Genomic DNA, 18,327 nt, shown 5'->3' with positions numbered 1-18,327 from the left:
GATAAATGATAGAAATTGGAAGCCTCGTTGATGGGAAGTACAGAATCCTGCACAAGATAGGGCAGGGTGGAATGAGTGTTGTTTACCTCGCGCTTAATGAGAGAGCCGGTAAACAATGGGCCATAAAAGAGGTAAGAAAAAGTGGAGTCTCCAACTATCAGGTAGTAAAACAGAGCCTTATAGTCGAGACGGAAATGTTAAAAAGTCTCTCACATCCGTATTTGCCAAGTATAGTGGATATTATTGATGAGGAAGACAGTATTCTCATCGTAATGGATTACATAGAAGGAAACACTCTTGGAAAAGCGCTTGCTACCTATGGAGTGTTGTCGCAGGAATACGTTATTGAGTGGGCTAAACAGTTGTGTGATGTGCTTGGATACCTTCATACCAGAAAGCCTCCCATAATATATAGGGACTTGAAGCCGGATAATATAATGCTAAGGCCTGACGGAACAATTACACTCATTGACTTTGGAACAGCCAGAACTTTTAAAGAGCGTAATATAGCAGATACCACATATCTCGGAACCAGAGGATATGCCGCACCTGAACAGTTTGGTGGATATGGCCAGACAGACCAGAGAACAGATATATATTGCCTGGGATCTACTTTGTATCATCTGGTTACAGGTATGAATCCCTGCGAGCCACCTTTTGAATTCTATCCCATACGGTCGATAAATCCTCAGTTATCCAGAGGTCTTGAGAAAATAATAGCCAAGTGTCTGAGGAATAATCCGGATGATAGATACAATTCCTGTGCGGAAGTCTTATATGACCTCGAGCATTATAAAGAGCTTGATAATTCATATAGAAAAAAAGAAGCAAAAAAACTTGCTGCTTTTGGACTTACAGCATCTCTGGCAATTGCAAGTGCAGGCGGAGCTGTTTATACCAATACAAAAGCAGAGAAGATAGAGACTACTTCATATGAAAAATATCTGGTGGATGCTGACACACTTGCGGATGCTTCGCAGCAGGTAGGAAGCTATCAGGAAGCAATAGTATTAAATCCGGGCGCGGGAGATGCTTATATAAAACTGATTAATAACGTATATCTTGCAGATGACAACTTTTCACCGGAAGAGGATCAGGAACTAAGGTCTATACTGATAACACCATATGACAAAAACAGAAATTTTGAAGATATTCTGGAAGAGAACAAGGCTGACTATGATGAAGTTGCTTATCAGATAGGACTGGCCTACTACTATGACTATGATGAAGAGGGCAATAAATCCATGTCTGTAAAATGGCTTGGAATAGCAGCTGCCTCAGACAACCTGGATGAGAGCAAGGTAACAAGAGCTGAGAGACTTAGTAAGATAGCTCAGTACTATTCAGACCTTGGACGTGTGAATAAAAAGGGAGACCTTAAAGCCAATTACGCCGGATACTGGGAAGACCTCAAGGCCATTACTGAGGGCAATATCGCAGAGATGGATAATACCACAACCGCCCTGATGATATATAAGGAAATGATAGGGCAGATAAATACACACTCTATTGACTTCATAAAGGCAGGCGTGGAAATTCCGGATATGGAAGCACAGATAAAGCTTATCGAAGAGAACCTCGAAAAATACATTATGCAGACAGAGGATGCGAAGGCAGAGAGAATATCTGACATGATCGCAGCTTTAACGGGAGAAATAGACAGAGCAAAGGATACTGTCAACAAAGCTTATAAGGAAGTTGGCAAAGGGTAATACAAATGACAGATGCAAAAACACTAATAGAAAATATAAATCAGTATAATCAGCTGTCTGTCATTTTAATGGTCACATCGATTGTACTAATGATCATATCCGTTATATTGTGGCACAAGCTCAATATAAGCAATTCCATAAGAGTGCTGACAGGGATTGGTTCAGGAAGAGCGGTTGCCAAACTAAGGGCAGATGCTGAGCGCGATGGATTACATCAGACTGAGAACTTTGATAAGGTGGCTCCGGTAATTACATGGAGTGCACTCTCAGGACAGATAACAGGCGAGACAAAGGCCCCATCCTTAAAGCTGTATGTACCGGAAGAAAAACCGGAGATAGTTAATACTGTGAATTATCAGGACAGTTTTGTAATACAGAATATTGTTAACAAAAGTTTGGCTTCTGCTATTTTCATAGTTGAAAAAGACGTAGTTATCACTGCATTAAACGAACAAGGAAGTGGAGGAGAGTTATGAGATTTAAGGTAGCAATAGTAGATAAAGATAATTTGTATCTACAGAGAATTGCAAGAGTATTCAGTGAGAAGTATGCGGAAAACATGGATCTGTATTCCTTCAGCTCATTGGAAGCTTTTGAGAACAGAAGTGTTACAGCAAGGTTTGATATGGTGCTGTACGGAGAGGGAATCATCCCGGTTGAGGATATCCCCAACGGTCAGCATGCTATGTACCTGGTATCACAGGCCGACATTGATAAGGTTGAAGGCGTATCCGCCATCTGCAAGTACCAGAAGCATGAGATACTTTTCAAAAAAATCGTAAGCTTCTGTATAGATCAGGACAGCACCAACTACATCAAGAAGAATGTAATGGGCAACGCCTGCAAGGTGATTCTCGTGGCAGGAGCCAGCGGTGGAAGCGGAGCTACTACAGTTGCGACAGCGCTCTCAAGATTCTATGCAAGAAACGGTAAGAAGGTTCTTTACATCAGCTTTGAGAAAAATCCTGCTACTTCATTGTTCTTTAATTCAGAGAGCGAGAGCAGCTTCAGTGATGTTATTTATATGTTAAAGAGCAAGAAGAGCAACATAATAAGCAGACTTGAGAACATAGTTCAGAAGGATGAGACAGGTGTTTTCTTCTTTAACCAGTGCAAGACGATTTTCGACATGGAAGAGCTCACAGATGCTGACAAGAAGACACTTATCGAAGAGATATGCTCTTTTGGTGAATATGATTATGTGATCATGGATGATTCCATCACCTGCAATAAATCAGGATATGCTATCTGTGATTATTCCGATATGATCCTTTTGGTATCTGACGGAAGCAAGCTCAGCGAGATGAAGCTTGATCAGATAAGCACAGTTATCGGAATCTGGGATGAGGAAAAGGATGCAAGATTCAGACCTAAGACAAGAGTATTCTACAATGGCAATCTGAATCCTGCAGAGAGCGATGAGGACAGATTTATGATAATGGGTGCAGCTCCGAAATTCGAAGGCATGACTGAAAGGGCAGTGTCTGAGCGTGTTTCTGAGCTTGGAGTATTCCAACAGTTAGCATAATACATAAGATATGAGGAGACAAAGGTATGATTTCATTTAAAACAGAGACCGAAGGTTTTGAGACATACAGAGTATGTGAGATAGAGGAAAACGAAGCCCTTGACACTGTGGCAATAGGAATGCTCAGAAACAATCAGATAAAGGGACTTGCAAGCCTTGCTTATTCCAGAATGAATGACAAGAGGGCTCTCAGATACAACGTTTCATCCAAGATTTCACTTAAACAGTTTTTCATGGGGAAGGTTGATAAAAAGAGATTCCTTACAGTTGTAAGAAACATAGTTGGAGCTGTTGATATTCTCACAGATTATATGATGGATAAAAATCAGCTCATAACAGATAAGTCGGAGATATATGTAAACGTAGGAACACTTGAGGTTGAGATGCTCTATTGTCCTTTGCTGAAAGAGAACAAAGAGCTTGAGCTCTCAACACTTGTGAAAAACCTGATAACTGAAACAGAGTTTGATCAAAATGACGGGGAGTATGTAGCAGAGCTTATAAACTTCCTTAACAGACCCGGTGGGTTTGCACCTGCTGAGCTCAAGGAATATATCGACCTGATGCTTGGAAAACCAGTATCAAAGAAAGTAAATGCTGCTCCTATGGATAACGGCGCTATGGATAGTCGTCAGATGCAGACAGGTGCTTCCTTCAATATACAGGGAGCTATGGGCAACTCATTTGCTGCAGGTTCACAGCCTTCCTATGGAGGAGTAAATGCGTCATTGAACGCACCTTCATTTAATAATGGAATGGCTGCGCCTCAGAATATGCAGGGTATGCAGCCTGCACAGAACATGCAGATGAATCAGCCATTTGCCATACCCGGAATGCCTTCAGGAGCACAGCCTGTTCAGCCCGCTAAGGATGCAGGAAAGAAAAAGAAATTCTCATTGTTTGGATCAAAGAAGAAAAAGGATACAGCTGTAGAAGCTGAAGCTACAGCACCTAAGAAGGAAAAGAAGGCAAAGTCATCGAAGAAGAAATCCAAGGACGTGGTTACTCCTGATGGAATTGTAATACCCGGTGTTCAGGAAAAGGGAAGCCTTCCCATTCCTCCTAAGCCGGCAGGAGCTGCCATCAAGCAGGATACAGCAGCCTACGCAAGCATGCTTAATCCTCAGGCTAAACAGTCTGCTATGCAGACAGCTCCCGGCCAGTACATGCAGGGTGGCTATCAGCAGATGCCTCAGAATGCAGTACAGCCTCAGGCTCAGCCCACATATGTATCACAGCCTGTTATGCAGCTTGCTAAACCTGCATACGCAGCTCAGAATCCGGTACCTTCACCGCAGCAGAAAATGTACGGAGGTCAGAGTCAGGTTCAGCAGCCTGTTTACGGAGCCCGCAATGTGGACAACTCAACTACTATTAACACAGTTCTCTCAAGAGTACCTGAGACTACAGTTCTGGGTGGAACCACAACAGCAGGAGAGACCAGCGTTCTCGCTGAAGGCTACAACACCATGGAGAAGATGAGAAGACCTTATCTCATCAGAAAGAGAACAAATCAGAAGATTGATATCTCCAAGGATGTATTCAGAATCGGTAAAGAGCAGTCCTACGTCGACTACTTTGTAAATGACAATTCAGCCATCAGCAGAAGCCATGCTGACATAGTGAAGAGAGGCGATGAATACTTCATCATCGATAACAACTCACTCAACCATACCTATGTAAATGGCGAGCAGATTCAGAGTCAGGTACCTACACCTCTTAAGGATTTTGATACCGTTACTTTGGCAGACGAGTTCTTTGAGTACAGACTCTAATAAAACCCGCATAGAATGGAGCTAAATATGGTTACAAGAATAATCGCAGGAGCAGGATTTGCTGTTGCTTGGAGTTTGTTTTGCGCTTTTTTGGCAGATTATGAGTTAAAAAAGATGTTCAAAAAAATGAAAGCAGACACTAAAGATACAGAGGAATCTAGTGAAAACTCAGATGATAGTGAAAGTGTTGATTCTGCTAATGCTGAATTGGTAGATAAATCTTTTACAAATAAGCAAAAGTATATCTTTGGTGCAGTTATCACTGTTCTCAATATTATGCTTTCTGTGGTACTTATGTTTGTTTACAAGGAAACACCAATAATTGAGTTCATTATGAGATTGGGACTTGTAGGAATTGTTGAGGTTGCAGCTATTACAGATAAGAAGTACAACCTTATTCCTAATGATCTTATAAAAGTAGGATTAGTACTGAGAGCAATTGCTTTAATTGGTGAAATAAGCGTTTTCAAAAGTGATGTAGTAAGCATATTGATTTCTGATGCTGTTGGTATTTTGACAGTAGTAGTAATAGTTCTTTTATGTTTGCTCTTCATGAAGGGAAGCGTTGGAATGGGAGATCTTAAGCTGATGATGCTTATGGCTTTATTCCAGGGAATTGACGGATTTACAGCATCCGGAATGCTTTCACTTATGGTTGCCTTTTTCGCAGGTGTTTACTATCTGGTAAGCAAGAAGAAAAGTAGAAAAGACGCAATGGCTTTTGCTCCTTTTCTTGCAGTAGGTACTTATCTTGGAATTTTTTTAACAGGCCTTTAAGGAGTAATAGGTAATGAAAGGAAGTAATGACTACAAAAAGCTTGCACCTATTGTAATGGGAGCAATACTTATTTTCTGTATTTTCGGAAGAGTAAAAGCAGCGAAAGAGGAATCACGTACGTATGATGATTATATTGAGTCTGCAAGGAAATATAGGGAAGAAAAGATTTATGCAACTTCAAAGGAAGAATACGACAAAGCTCTTGATTTGGATGATTCCTTAAATCTTTATTGCGAGATTGCTGAGATGCTTATAGAAGAGGATAATCCTACCAAAATTGAGAAATGGTGTGAGGATATTACGGAAAAGTTTCCTGATGAACCTGCAGGTTATGAATATCTTATAGAGCATTATATAAAAGAAGAAAAGTATTCAAAGTGCTTTGAAATATATGACATCGTTACTAGAAGAAACATTGTTTCTGAAAAAATAGAAAAAGATATAATCTCTGTCAAATATAAGTACAAAATTGATAAAAATAGATATGATTCTGTATCAGATTTTGTAGGTGGTTATGCGGTATTTTGTGAAGATGGTGAGTATGGTCTTATCTCCCAAAAAGGTGATGTGGTTTTGAATCATATTTATAGTAATATGGCACCTACTGATGGAAGACATTTGGCTGTTACTGATTCAAAAGGAGAGAGCTATTATATTGACCTTAATGGAGATCGAAGATTTAATCTTCCGGAGGGAGCAGACACAGAACGCCTCGGAAAAATATATGGGGATATAATACCGGTTTGGATTGACAATAAGTTTTACTACTATTCTGCAGCAGACGGTATACAACTTTTAGGACCATTTGAGGATGGTGTGCCTTTTGCAAATGGAGTTGCTGCTGTCATGGAAGGCGGTAAGTGGTACATAATATCACCTGATGGAACAAAACTAACAGAAGCATATGATAGTTTTTATGTTAATGAAGTAGGGGCTGTTGCTTCTGGCGGATATGTTTTTGCACATACCAATAAGGGTTATATAATGCTTGACCCTACAATGCAGAAAGTTGGTTCAGGTGTATACGAAGATGTAAAGGGTTTTGTAGACGGAACTTTCGCAGCAGTAAAGAAAGATGGAAAATGGGGATTTGTTGATACAAATGGTAATTATATTATCAAACCCAAATACGAAGATGCATTTTCCTTTGCTAATGGACTTGCTCCTGTAAAATCAGGCGGTTCATGGGGATTCATTAACAGTGATGATAAATGGGCTATAGAACCTACTTTTGTTGATGCAAAAGCACTAAATTCAAATGGTTGTGGTTTTGTTATAGAAGAAAATTCAACTGAATGGAATTTAATCAAATTTGTTGAGTTTAATTATTAATAAAGGAAGCATGCGATGACTAACAACGAAATGCAGGAATTTATAAAGGAGACAAAACTTTATATTTACAATAATTTCAATTTGAATGCTATGACTGACTCTGAGTTGGAAGATGCTGTCGAGGCACTCATAGAAAAACAGATTGAAGATATATATATTCCTTTGGAACAGCGAGCACTAATTGTTCAGCAGATTTATTCTTCTATAAGAGGATTTGGGATTCTTGATACCATTATGTCTGATGATGCTATTACTGAGGTCATGATAAATGGACCGGATGACATCTTTATCGAGAAATCCGGTAAACTTCAAAAACTTGATCAGACTTTTGAAAACGAGAGAAGACTTGAAGATATAGTTCAGAAGATAGTTGGTATGGCTGGACGAGAAGTAAACCAGGCAAATCCTATTGTTGATACCAGACTACCGGATGGTTCTCGTGTTAATGTGGTACTGCCTCCCATATCTAGAACAGGAGCTATAGTAACTATTCGTAAGTTTTCAAAGACACCTATGACAATTGAGCAGCTTATAAAGTATGGTTCAATAACTCAGGATATAGCAGATGTTTTGGAAAAACTTATAAAGGCAAAATATAACGTATTTATTTGCGGTGGTACCGGTTCGGGTAAGACCACGTTTTTGAATGCGTTATCAAACTATATACCAAAGGGTGAGCGAATCATCACCATTGAGGATTCTGCAGAGCTTCAAATTACAGGAGTTGAAAACCTTGTAAGTCTTGAGACCAGAAACTCTAACTCAACCGGTGTAGGTCAGATTTCAATCAGAGATCTTATTAAGTCTTCACTTCGAATGAGACCTGAGAGAATAATAGTCGGTGAGGTTCGAGGCGCGGAGGCTTTAGATATGCTCCAGGCCATGAATACAGGTCATGATGGATCACTTTCAACAGGTCATGCGAACTCTACAAAGGATATGCTTTCACGTCTTGAGACCATGGTACTTCAGGGGGCTGAAGGACTTCCGCTAGAAGCAGTAAGACAGCAGATAGCATCAGCGATAGATGTAATAATTCATCTTTCACGACTCAGAGATCATTCTAGAAAAACTATGGAGATTACGGAAGTTGTGGGCTATGAAAATGGAGAGATTAAGCTTAATCCGTTGTATGTTTTTGAAGAAGATGAGAATAGCACAATGGAAAAGGTATCAGGATCTCTTAAGAGAACAAGTAATCCTCTTATGAATGATTTCAAACTCAGACTGGCAGGAATCTATGAGGATTTTTAATTGAGGTAAAGAAATGACTTTAGATATATTAGGAATTTTTGGTAAGAAAGATGATAAGGAATTAGAACCGCAGTACTATACATCGAGAACCAATATAAGAACTTTGAATTATAAAGTTTATTATATGAGCAAGATTGAAAAAATACTGTATTTTCTTGCTGCTTTCATTATTGGAGGCTATTGCGGATATTTGTTTTATGGCGGACTTTTTCAAAATGAGTTCCACGAACCTACTGTTCTTACCTACGTATGCAATACTATTATTTCTGCCTTTGTTGGAACGCTTACTGGATTAGTATTTTTACCGATAAGAGTTCAGCAGATAATAAACAAAAGACAAAGAATGCTGAAGCGACAATTCAGAGATATGCTTGAAAGTTTATCAACTTCTTTGGGAGCAGGAAAAAACGTAAATGATAGTTTTGAGGCCGTTGCTCAGGATATGCTTCTTCAGTATGACCCTGATGAATTCATCAATAATGAGTTAAAGGTTATCATTTCGGGAATTAGGAATAACCAGGATATAGAAGCACTCTTATATGATTTTGGAAGAAGAAGTGGTGTAAAGGATATCGTAATGTTTGCAAGTATTTTCCGAATTTCCTATAGAAAGGGTGGAAATATAAAAGAAATCATCATGAATACAAATACAATCATGAAAGATAAATTTGAAATTGCTGAAGAAATAGAAACAGTTATTACATCAACTAAATCTGAGCTTTATGTAATGATGATAATGCCTGTAGCTATGGTGGCAATGTTCAAGGGAATGAGTCCAGAATTTGGTGCTAATTTCTCTACTGCTGCAGGTGTCATTGCTACAACCGTCTCACTTGTTTTGTACGGTATAGCTTTTAAAGTTGGCAGAGTGATTATGGAAATAAAGATATAAGGAGTATTCAAGATGTTTTTAGCTGTATCAGATTATATTATGTTTGCTATATCGGCTTTAGCATTTGCAGTTTGGATGCTTTTGTATTCTAGAGCCAAAAAGTATCAGAATCTTTTCGAAGGATTAGATGAAAAAGAATATCCGCTAAAAGACTTATATGGAATGGGATATGCATTTTTAGAGTTGATTCATTATCCATATAAATTTAAATGGGATAAAAAGCTTAAGAACTACTTGGGAATAATGTATACAGAGAGATATATAGAGTATTACATAAGAGTTATCTATTCTCAGACTATTACTATAGTATATTCTATCATCGTATTTGCGATCTTTTTTGGAACATATACTGGTAGTGTTGCAAATATTTTTTCGATGATGATGCTTGCTTTTGGAATTGGTGCATATTTTGTAACACTTCCAAAAGTTAAGATAGATAAAAGATCAGAAGAACTAATTACTGACTATGCGGAGGTAGTATCTAATCTAGCGCTTTTGACAAATGCTGGAATGATACTAAGGGATGCGTGGACAGAGGTTGCATATGCAAGCAATGACGAGTTTTATCTTGAGATGCAAAAAGTTGTAGATGATCTTAACAATGGTATAGGTGAGACACAGGCATATACAGATTTTGGATTGAGATGTGTCATTCCAGAAGCAAAGAAATTTGCTTCAACAATTATACAGGGAATTCAGAAAGGTAATAAAGAACTTTCAAAAAATCTTCGTGAACAGAGTGCGGAGGTTTGGGAACAAAAGAAGCAGCTTGTTAAAAGAAAAGGTGAAAAAGCTGCAAATAAGTTGATAATCCCTGTTTTTATAATGTTTATAGGAATCATTATTATGATTGTGGTTCCGATTTTTGCAAATATGTTTTAGGTCATATTCCCTGATCCGGACAGGGATTAATGATAAATAACTAATGACTAATAAGAGAGGAGAAAAACATGAATTATTTGGTTTTAGACGCAGAATTTGCTGTTAAGAGAGCTCTTAACAAGGTATTTAGAGAGGAAAACGGTGAAGTAAACATCGTAACTATGGTTGTTATGATTGGTATTGCTGTAATGTTAGCAACATTTTTCAAGGAAGAAATCGGTAGGATTCTTAAGACATTACTTGGAAACATCGAGGGCAAAGCTACAGATGCTATGACAACACCAGTAGGCTGATTGTTGTAATGTGTGAGGGCAGCTTAGATGCTGCCCTCTAAAAAAGAATGGAGCTGTTATGAAAACAACAAAATTACTAAATAAGATAAAAGACGATAGAGGATATATCATAATGGAATCTTCTTTTGTTTTTCCCATAATGTTTTTCATAGTTGCTTTTTTGATTTTCGCTGGAAACATGTTTATGTTGAAAGCAAGAATACACAGTGAGGTTTCGAAGGAAGCAATAATATATGCTAACTATTTTTCAAATCCGCTGATTGAAAGCATAGAAGCAGATGGCTATAAGGTAAAAACAAAAGCTGGAGCAGATTTGACTAATCATTTGTATAGATATCTTTTCAAACACGGAAGATATGCTGACAACAATGAGGTGGATGACTTAAAAACTAGAATATCAAAAATAGGATTATTTGGCGGAACAACGCCGGATAATATTATTGTACATAAGCATGATGTAAACCGTTCGGTTCTTTATCATACTTATATAGTAGAAGTTGAATATACATTAGCATTTCCAATCAAAATGATTTTTGATGATAACCCTTGGGTTTTGCAAATGAGTGCAAGAGAAGAAGCACCGGTTACGGATCAATCTGAATTTATAAGAAATGTTGATATGACAATAGATTTTCTTGAGCATAAGCCGGCATATAATACGGCAATTGAGGAGTGGTCAGTGCTCGTCAATAATATAACTGAATTTTTATCTTCAGATATAGAGGGTGAGGAATAATACAATGAGACTTTTTAGGGGAAATAGAGGAGCAGTTACAATATTTTTAACTTTGATATTACCACCGATTATAGCGCTTTGTACTATTTTTATAGATGTCAGCAGAGTATATTTGGGGACTGATTTAGCTGCATCATCAGCTGATTTGGCGCTTAATACGGTAATGAGTCAATATGATACAGATTTATCACAATATTACGGATTGATGGCGAGTTGCCAAAATGTAGATGAATTCTATGATGTTGCAGAAGAGTATTTTGCGGCTTGTATGCAGAGTAAGGGTGTTGCTGCCAAGGATTCACAGAAATGGGCATCAGATCTTAGAAAGCTTATTGGAAATACTATTAGTTATGATGATTTGATTAATATAGATACTTCCGAAACTTCAGCTGAAATACAGAACATAGATCAGGCCAACATGGCAAATGCAGCTATGGTTAAAGAGCAGGTCACTGAATTTATGAAATACAGAGCTCCTATCGATTTGGTTTCGGATGTTGCAGATGCTGCTAAAAAGGGGAAGACAAAGGGATTATATACAAAATTCAAAAGAATAGGTGAAAATGCAAAAAATCTTCCTTATGAAGCAGATATTCAGGATACAAAAACACAGTATTACACTGCTGAGAATGAGTTATTACAGGTAGCGCTTGAAGCATATGAGTATTTAGAAGATTATGAATGTCTTGAAATTGATAATGCCTATATTACTGAAACAAAAGATGATACTTACACAAATCTTGAAGGTAATTTTAGGGAACTTCATGACGACTATGTGGAATTTTGGGCAAATATTGGTTGGAAATGGACTGATTCGGCGTTTTTGTCAGTTGACACACTTATGTCAGGGGTGTCAGGTACGGATTATTCCAGCCAAAAAGGAAAAGTTACTGCAAAAGATCTTCGTGATTTGATAGATAATTTTTATAAAGCACAGAAGACATATATAGAAAAAAGAGATGCTGTCATTGCAATTTTCAATGAGAATGATTTTGTGGATCTTCCTGAGGGAGATGTAAGCAAGGCACAGTATTGGCTTCACATGGAGCATATCCTGGCAAAAGGGGGAACTACATATAGTGGTTCCGTATATGAGCAATACATAAGCGCTTATACTACATATAAAAATATCAAATTAAGTCTGGATAGTGCCTATACCAATAGAGATGATGGAACCAGTGATGAAGACGAATCATCCTCTTCAAGTAGTAGTTCATCGTCAGATGAAGAATCTAAGGATGTTAAAGATGAGATTTATAAGGATGGCATTACTATAGAAAATGCATATAAGGCTGCAGGAGGTGACTTCAAAACAGAAACACAGGACAATAAAGACGCTAAGAGAATATCTCAAAGAACAACTAGGACGCAGACTTTCTATAATGCTCCTAATATGCAACTCAAGGTAAGTGTTGACCATGCTAATACACGAATAAAATCGAAAGTTCAGTCAGGTTCAGATTATAAACCAGATGAGTTATTAAAGGAAAGATATGAAAGGCTGTATAAGGCAAAAGATATTCTGGTTGAACTAAAAAAGAAGGTATCAGCGATGGCAGATCTCGCAGATACATATAATACAAATTATAATACTTGGAAACAATCAGTTAACACTGCTAAAGGGGCTGGAGTTGATAGTCCGATTGTGGATCAAAGTGAAAAAGAAATAGCAGAGATAGATGCCACAGAGGGAGCCGGCCTAGATTCTGATGCAGAATATAAAAATAATGTAAAAATTGATATAGATGGAAATGATTGCAAAGAGTTTGCAGGTATAATTCAGAATGTCATAGATTTGTTTGATTCATACATGACAGTGGGCCAGGCAATTAAGTATCATGGAGCTAATATCCTTGGAAGCCAAGTTTCTGATAAAACCAATAATGGAAGCAATGGAATAAATAATCTTGATTTATTTGATAATGCTGCTAAAACAAGCGGAACAAAAACATACACAGATGGTGAAGGAAAATCAGTTAGTAGCAAGGTAAAGAATGATGATATTCCAGTAAAGCAATCAGAGTTAACAGATTATAAAAATAATACATGGGAATTTGATGGTTCTGAGATAAGTAATCTTGTTGCACTCAATGCAGATAATAATCCATGGTTTCATGAACCGCCATTTTCTAAAGATAAGGATACTTCGACAAGAAAAATAGATAAATTTCTTCATAGACAGTTTGATAGCATGGATGTTACCGACAAAAAGAAATCAGATAAAACAAAAGGTATTCTTGATGCTCTAAAAGCTTTGGTTAAGAATCCGTTACCTAAAGATTGGGGTGCATATACCAATATACATAATTCGGCAAATGAAGTTAATAGTGTAAGTGATATACCATCTAAGGAAGATGGAGGAGCATCAGAAAACACCGGTGATTTGGTGGATGCTGAAGATGTACAAAAATCGGAAGATGTAACGAAAGAAACGACTGGGGTGAAGTCGGTTGCAGATACGTTACAAAGGTTAGTTGAGATTGTGGAAGATGTAGGATTAGCAGCAAGAGATGATCTTTATACAACCGACTACGTAATGAATATGTTCAGTTATGAAACTCATTATATGGAGACTGTATATAATCAAACCAGAGAAAACATGACTGATACAGGAGCTAGGCAAAATAATATATATAATGTTGGATTATCCGATCCAATTAAACCTGGTAATGCGAAGAATTTGTTTGATACTCAGAGTGCATGGAACATCATGACAAATACTGATTTGACAAAGACTTATAATAAGTCATTAACAAATAGGTTAATAAACAAGATGGAAGGAGATGCTTCTGATGGAATAAAGACATCTTCTGGTGGATCTGTGAGTCAGACATTCAAAGGTAATAATTGGTCTTATGGTAATGAGGTCGAGTATATATTATCCGGAAGTGATAATAAAGCCAATAAAGATAGAATTGAAACCGTTTTATACTTTATAAGATACGCTTTCAATTTTGTACCGGTTTTCTCAGAATATTGGGATGATGAAATTATTGTTATTCCTGTAGCGGATCTTGTGGCTTCAGCAACTTGTGGAGTAATACCACCTCCGCTTACAAAACTTATTCTTTGCATGGGTATTTGTGCCGGGGAAACAGCGGTAGATGAAGACTATCTTTTGGCTGGCCTACCTGTAAAGCTTGTTAAAGGCGATGGCGAATTATTCTTGGATTTTGATTTTGATGATCCTGAAGTTTTGGCAAAAAAGATAACTGATGAGGATAGTTCAGGATCAATATTCACAATAGGAGAGGCTGAAGTTCCTGAGACGGATATTTCGTTATCTTATAGTGATTACCTTGCCATTTTTGTGTTCTTGGAACTAGTAGGTAATTCAGATAATATGTATAAACGAATAGCCGATGTAATACAGGTTAACTTGGCTAAAAATCCTAATATTAAGAGTTATGAGGAAACTGGTTTTGTAATGTCAAAGGCTAAGACGTATTTTACTATAGATACTAAAGTGAAGATTAAGCCTATGATGATTAAAATACCTATTTCTCAAGATTACGGAACAGGAAGTCTGCTTAATACTGATAACTGGAACACATTTACTTACAAAACTGTAGAAGGATATTAAGGAGAATATTATTTATGAGAAAAAAAATAATCATTTTACTAATTGCTACAATTGCGAGCACAAGCCTGATTGCTTGCGGGGAGAAGAAAACTGAATCAGTGAGTGAGGATACTCCTGTGGTAGAAAGTACTCCGGATTCACAGACTGAAGTAGTAGATAATCAAATTGAAGAAAGTGGTGCCCCCAACTATGTTGAGGGTACGAGTGAGGATTTCTCTTTATATACTATTGATGACAGTTCTGTGGGAATATCTGAGTATAAAGGAAGCGCTGAATATTTAATAATACCAGAGAGTTTAGATGGCAAAACTATTGTTGAAGTGGGTGGTTTTGCAGATAAGGATTCTTTAAAAGGCGTTATTCTTCCTAATTCAATTAAGAAGATAGTAGATCACGGTTTCAATGATTGCTCAAGTCTTGTAAGTGTTGAATTTGGCGAGGGAATAGAAGTTATTGAGGATAGAGCTTTCATTAACTGCGGTTCACTTGAGAGCATCAACCTTCCGTCATCATTGGTAGAGCTTGGAGAAGCTGCTTTTAATGTAAGCAATTTGCAGGAAATTAGTATTCCTTCCGGTTTAACTGAAATTCAAGATGGAGCATTTGCTAATGGTAACTTTGAGGAACTAACAATTCCTAGTAATATAAAAACTGTTGCTAAACAGGCATTTGCTGGAAATCCCAATCTTAAGAAGGTATTTATCGAAGACGGTGTTGAATCAATTGGTAAGGGTGTGTTTGATAAGTGTGAGCAACTTACAGAGATTCATATTCCTGCATCAGTAACAGAATTTGGTAACGATGGAGGTAAGATTATGAAAAATTCAAGTAATGTTACTATCTACGCACCTGCAGGAAGTCCTGCAGAAAGTTATGCAAACGAAAAGGGCATAACATTTGATGCTGAATGATTGACATAGAATAAAGACCACAAAAAGGATAATTATATGAAACGGGGAACTAATAAAAGAGAAAAAGGAGCTGTAGTAATAGAAGCTACACTTAGTCTTTCGTTTTTCATGTTTTTTGTCATAATTTTTCTCTCTGTAATAAATATGTGTATTGCTCAGAGTAAAATAGGTGTGGCATTAAATGAGTCTGCGAAGGAATTTTCTGAGTTTAGTTATATTTATAGTCTTACTGGTGTTAATGAACCTCAGAGAGCAAATTATGAAAAAGCGGAAGGTACTATAACAGACATTAATAGTGCTATATCAGGATTGGAAGAATGCAAAAATGCATTTGAGCAAATAGCTCATATAACTGAATCAGATGATCCATGGACAAGTTTGGAATCTGCAGAGGATTCTGCTTCCAATGCTAAAGATACTTATGTACAAATATATAAGAATTTCAAATCGAACCCTGCAGGATATATTCTTGGAATAGGTCGTGTTGTAGGAAACGAGGGAGCCGAATGGATCAAAGGAGAAATATCCGGTGCCATAGTTAAGGGCCTAATGTTGAAACATCTTAAAGAAAGCACTAATGGAGATGTTGATAAATATCTGATGAAGCACAGAGTCGTTGGCGGAATGGATGGACTTAAACTCGACAAATCCTCTGTGTTTACGAATGGTTCTGATGATATTACATTTATTTGTATTTATAAGCTCAGAATAATGCAGCTTTTAAATGTCGACTTTACTTATGATATATGTCAGGTGGCTAGAACCAAGGCATGGACTGGAAACTCACTTGTAAGAACTCCAGAAGAAATGAATCATGATGATCCATCCGATGGAGACTCGAGTGACGACCCGACTGATGGAGAATCCAGTGATGATCCGTCTGATGGAGACTCAAGCGACGATCCTTCTGATGGAGGATCCACTGATGACCCGACTGTTGGTGACACAAGCGATGATCCGTCTGAAGGAGAATCCGATGATGAGCCATCAGAAGATGATGAAGATCCATATAAAGCCATGCGTAAAAAGATGGTGGATAAGTATGGAGAAGAAGTAGTAAGAGATATAGAAAATCAATATGGGGATGAAACCAAAACATGGGATGAAGAAACATGGTCGACAGCAGCGATCATTTACGCCATGGAATATGAGTGCCCTGAGATTTTGGATGAGAAAGAAAGAGAAGAGTACGATAGGGAGTATAAGCCTAAACCAGGCGGCGGCTGTTTTGTAGCAGGAACAAAAGTTAAGACACCTTATGGTGATAAGAATATTGAGGAATTGGTTGTAGGGGATGAGGTATATTCATATAATTACTACAACGACGAGGATGATATTAATAATGTTACAAAACTATTTGTTCATGAATCATATGATATTGTAAAAATCGATATCAATGAAGAATCTATTCTTGCAACAAATGAACATCCATTCTACGTTTTAGGTGAAGGATTTAAGCCAGCATCGGATCTTGAAACAGATGATGAATTGGTTCTTTTTGACGGAAAAACAGAAGAACCAGATAGTATTTCACATATACATTATAACAATCCTGTTAAGGTATATAATTTCGAAGTAGAAGATTGGCATACTTATTATGTATCTGAAAAGGGAGTTCTAGTTCACAACTCATGTATGGCTATGCCCGATAATGTAGATGGTGGAAATACATTTAAGGGAAGATATGCTGGTGAGGATGTTCTACTTAAAGATGTAAAAGTAAAAAAACAGACGGTTACAAAAGTTACGCCTGAAGAGAACAAAAAGATGAGAAAGGAATTTGAAAATGGTGGACGAAAGGCATTTCTTCAAGATTTGGCTAAGAATCATGAGAAAGAACTGAGAGATGCGGGATTCACAGATGCCGATATAGCCAAAATTAAGGGAGGTGGTGTTCCGGATGGATGGCAGGTTCATCATAAGTTCCCTATTGATTATGGCGGAACAAACGATTTCAGTAATTTGGTATTGATTAAGAATACACCGTATCACTCTGCGCTTACAACCTATCAGAGACAGCAAGGCTTGAAGGTAGGAGAGAGCAAAGAAGTTCTGTGGCCATATCCAAATGGTTGTGTTTATCCGGCTAATGGAAAATAAACATTGTATTTACAATGTTTAGGTATGAAAAATCATAGGTTTATCAATAGGAGGTAGTAGTTATGTGGAAAGAAACTTTAGAAAAGGTCAGAGCTCAAGAGGCCGGATTTGGTGGCGAGCTTAATGGACCTGCAAGCGAAGCAGAAATCAAGAAATTTCAAGAAGAAATTAGTAAAGTGGGAGCAAGTGTTCCGGATGAATATTATGATTTCCTCCGTGTAATAAATGGTTTTGAATACAACGGCTATATTATATATGGGATAGACGAAGAACTTCTTGATGGAGCGACTGCCAAGGGAACTACAGGTTTTCTCCTCCAGCGTAAAGTTTGGGAAGAGACTTCAAGTGGTGAGTATACATACTTGGGAGAAGGATCAATGGATCTTTACGCATATGGAGTAGAGACCAAGAAGTTTTATGTATTGGATAACGGAAGTGACGATGTTATGGAAGAGTTTGATTCTTTCGATGAGTTACTTGAGAGAATTATGAGTCACAGCCTTCTTTAAAAGAAAGATGATGGAATGTGCATAAAGTACATTCCATCATTT

Annotated in this window: 15 protein-coding genes; all 15 read left to right on the top strand. The window is 37.5% G+C overall.

The features are described from left to right. Nucleotides 1-5 precede the first annotated feature (5 nt). The 15 genes from ACHCNF_RS06740 to ACHCNF_RS06670 all read left to right on the top strand — a co-directional run bounded on the left by ACHCNF_RS06740 (nucleotide 6) and on the right by ACHCNF_RS06670 (nucleotide 18,285). Nucleotides 6-1,712 (top strand): serine/threonine protein kinase, encoded by a 1,707-nt coding sequence (locus tag ACHCNF_RS06740; RefSeq protein ID WP_408072017.1) that lies wholly within the window; start codon nucleotides 6-8, stop codon nucleotides 1,710-1,712. A gap of 5 nt (nucleotides 1,713-1,717) precedes the next feature. Then, on the top strand, nucleotides 1,718-2,188 hold the full coding sequence (locus ACHCNF_RS06735; protein WP_408072016.1) for a hypothetical protein: 471 nt from the start codon (nucleotides 1,718-1,720) through the stop codon (nucleotides 2,186-2,188). Continuing rightward, nucleotides 2,185-3,240: an AAA family ATPase gene (locus ACHCNF_RS06730; protein ID WP_408072015.1), complete on the top strand. Its 1,056-nt coding sequence runs from the start codon at nucleotides 2,185-2,187 to the stop codon at nucleotides 3,238-3,240. The genes ACHCNF_RS06735 and ACHCNF_RS06730 overlap by 4 nt, the downstream gene beginning before the upstream one ends. Nucleotides 3,241-3,266: 26 nt before the next feature. After that, the gene (locus ACHCNF_RS06725; protein ID WP_408072014.1) at nucleotides 3,267-5,015 is read left to right on the top strand and encodes a DUF6382 domain-containing protein; all 1,749 of its coding nucleotides are present in this window, start codon (nucleotides 3,267-3,269) and stop codon (nucleotides 5,013-5,015) included. A gap of 27 nt (nucleotides 5,016-5,042) precedes the next feature. Beyond that, nucleotides 5,043-5,792: a prepilin peptidase gene (locus tag ACHCNF_RS06720; protein WP_408072013.1), complete on the top strand. Its 750-nt coding sequence runs from the start codon at nucleotides 5,043-5,045 to the stop codon at nucleotides 5,790-5,792. Between the two features lie 13 nt (nucleotides 5,793-5,805). After that, nucleotides 5,806-7,125 (top strand): WG repeat-containing protein, encoded by a 1,320-nt coding sequence (locus ACHCNF_RS06715; RefSeq protein WP_408072012.1) that lies wholly within the window; start codon nucleotides 5,806-5,808, stop codon nucleotides 7,123-7,125. Between the two features lie 15 nt (nucleotides 7,126-7,140). Next, entirely contained in the window at nucleotides 7,141-8,379 is a 1,239-nt protein-coding gene (locus tag ACHCNF_RS06710; RefSeq protein WP_408072011.1) for a TadA family conjugal transfer-associated ATPase, read from the top strand. Between the two features lie 13 nt (nucleotides 8,380-8,392). Continuing rightward, nucleotides 8,393-9,271: a type II secretion system F family protein gene (locus ACHCNF_RS06705; RefSeq protein ID WP_408072010.1), complete on the top strand. Its 879-nt coding sequence runs from the start codon at nucleotides 8,393-8,395 to the stop codon at nucleotides 9,269-9,271. A 12-nt stretch (nucleotides 9,272-9,283) separates the two neighbouring features. Then, nucleotides 9,284-10,153, top strand: a complete 870-nt coding sequence (locus ACHCNF_RS06700) for a type II secretion system F family protein (RefSeq protein ID WP_408072009.1) — start codon at nucleotides 9,284-9,286, stop codon at nucleotides 10,151-10,153. Nucleotides 10,154-10,221: 68 nt separating this feature from the next. Then, nucleotides 10,222-10,446 (top strand): Flp1 family type IVb pilin, encoded by a 225-nt coding sequence (locus tag ACHCNF_RS06695; RefSeq protein ID WP_408072008.1) that lies wholly within the window; start codon nucleotides 10,222-10,224, stop codon nucleotides 10,444-10,446. Between the two features lie 58 nt (nucleotides 10,447-10,504). Next, on the top strand, nucleotides 10,505-11,182 hold the full coding sequence (locus ACHCNF_RS06690; RefSeq protein ID WP_408072007.1) for a TadE/TadG family type IV pilus assembly protein: 678 nt from the start codon (nucleotides 10,505-10,507) through the stop codon (nucleotides 11,180-11,182). 4 nt (nucleotides 11,183-11,186) lie between these two features. Beyond that, nucleotides 11,187-14,765, top strand: coding sequence for a hypothetical protein (locus ACHCNF_RS06685; protein ID WP_408072006.1), 3,579 nt, complete (start codon nucleotides 11,187-11,189; stop codon nucleotides 14,763-14,765). 14 nt (nucleotides 14,766-14,779) lie between these two features. Beyond that, entirely contained in the window at nucleotides 14,780-15,676 is an 897-nt protein-coding gene (locus tag ACHCNF_RS06680; protein WP_408072005.1) for a leucine-rich repeat domain-containing protein, read from the top strand. 36 nt (nucleotides 15,677-15,712) lie between these two features. Beyond that, nucleotides 15,713-17,776, top strand: a complete 2,064-nt coding sequence (locus tag ACHCNF_RS06675) for a polymorphic toxin-type HINT domain-containing protein (RefSeq protein ID WP_408072004.1) — start codon at nucleotides 15,713-15,715, stop codon at nucleotides 17,774-17,776. A 62-nt stretch (nucleotides 17,777-17,838) separates the two neighbouring features. Next, a complete protein-coding gene (locus ACHCNF_RS06670; protein ID WP_408072003.1) occupies nucleotides 17,839-18,285 on the top strand; it encodes a YrhA family protein in 447 nt (148 codons plus the stop codon). Nucleotides 18,286-18,327 lie beyond the last annotated feature (42 nt).

Origin of the sequence: Butyrivibrio sp. NATIVEDY162, from assembly GCF_045999815.1 — a bacterium.
Lineage (GTDB): Bacteria > Bacillota > Clostridia > Lachnospirales > Lachnospiraceae > Butyrivibrio.
This window is presented reverse-complemented; position numbering and strand designations above follow the sequence as displayed.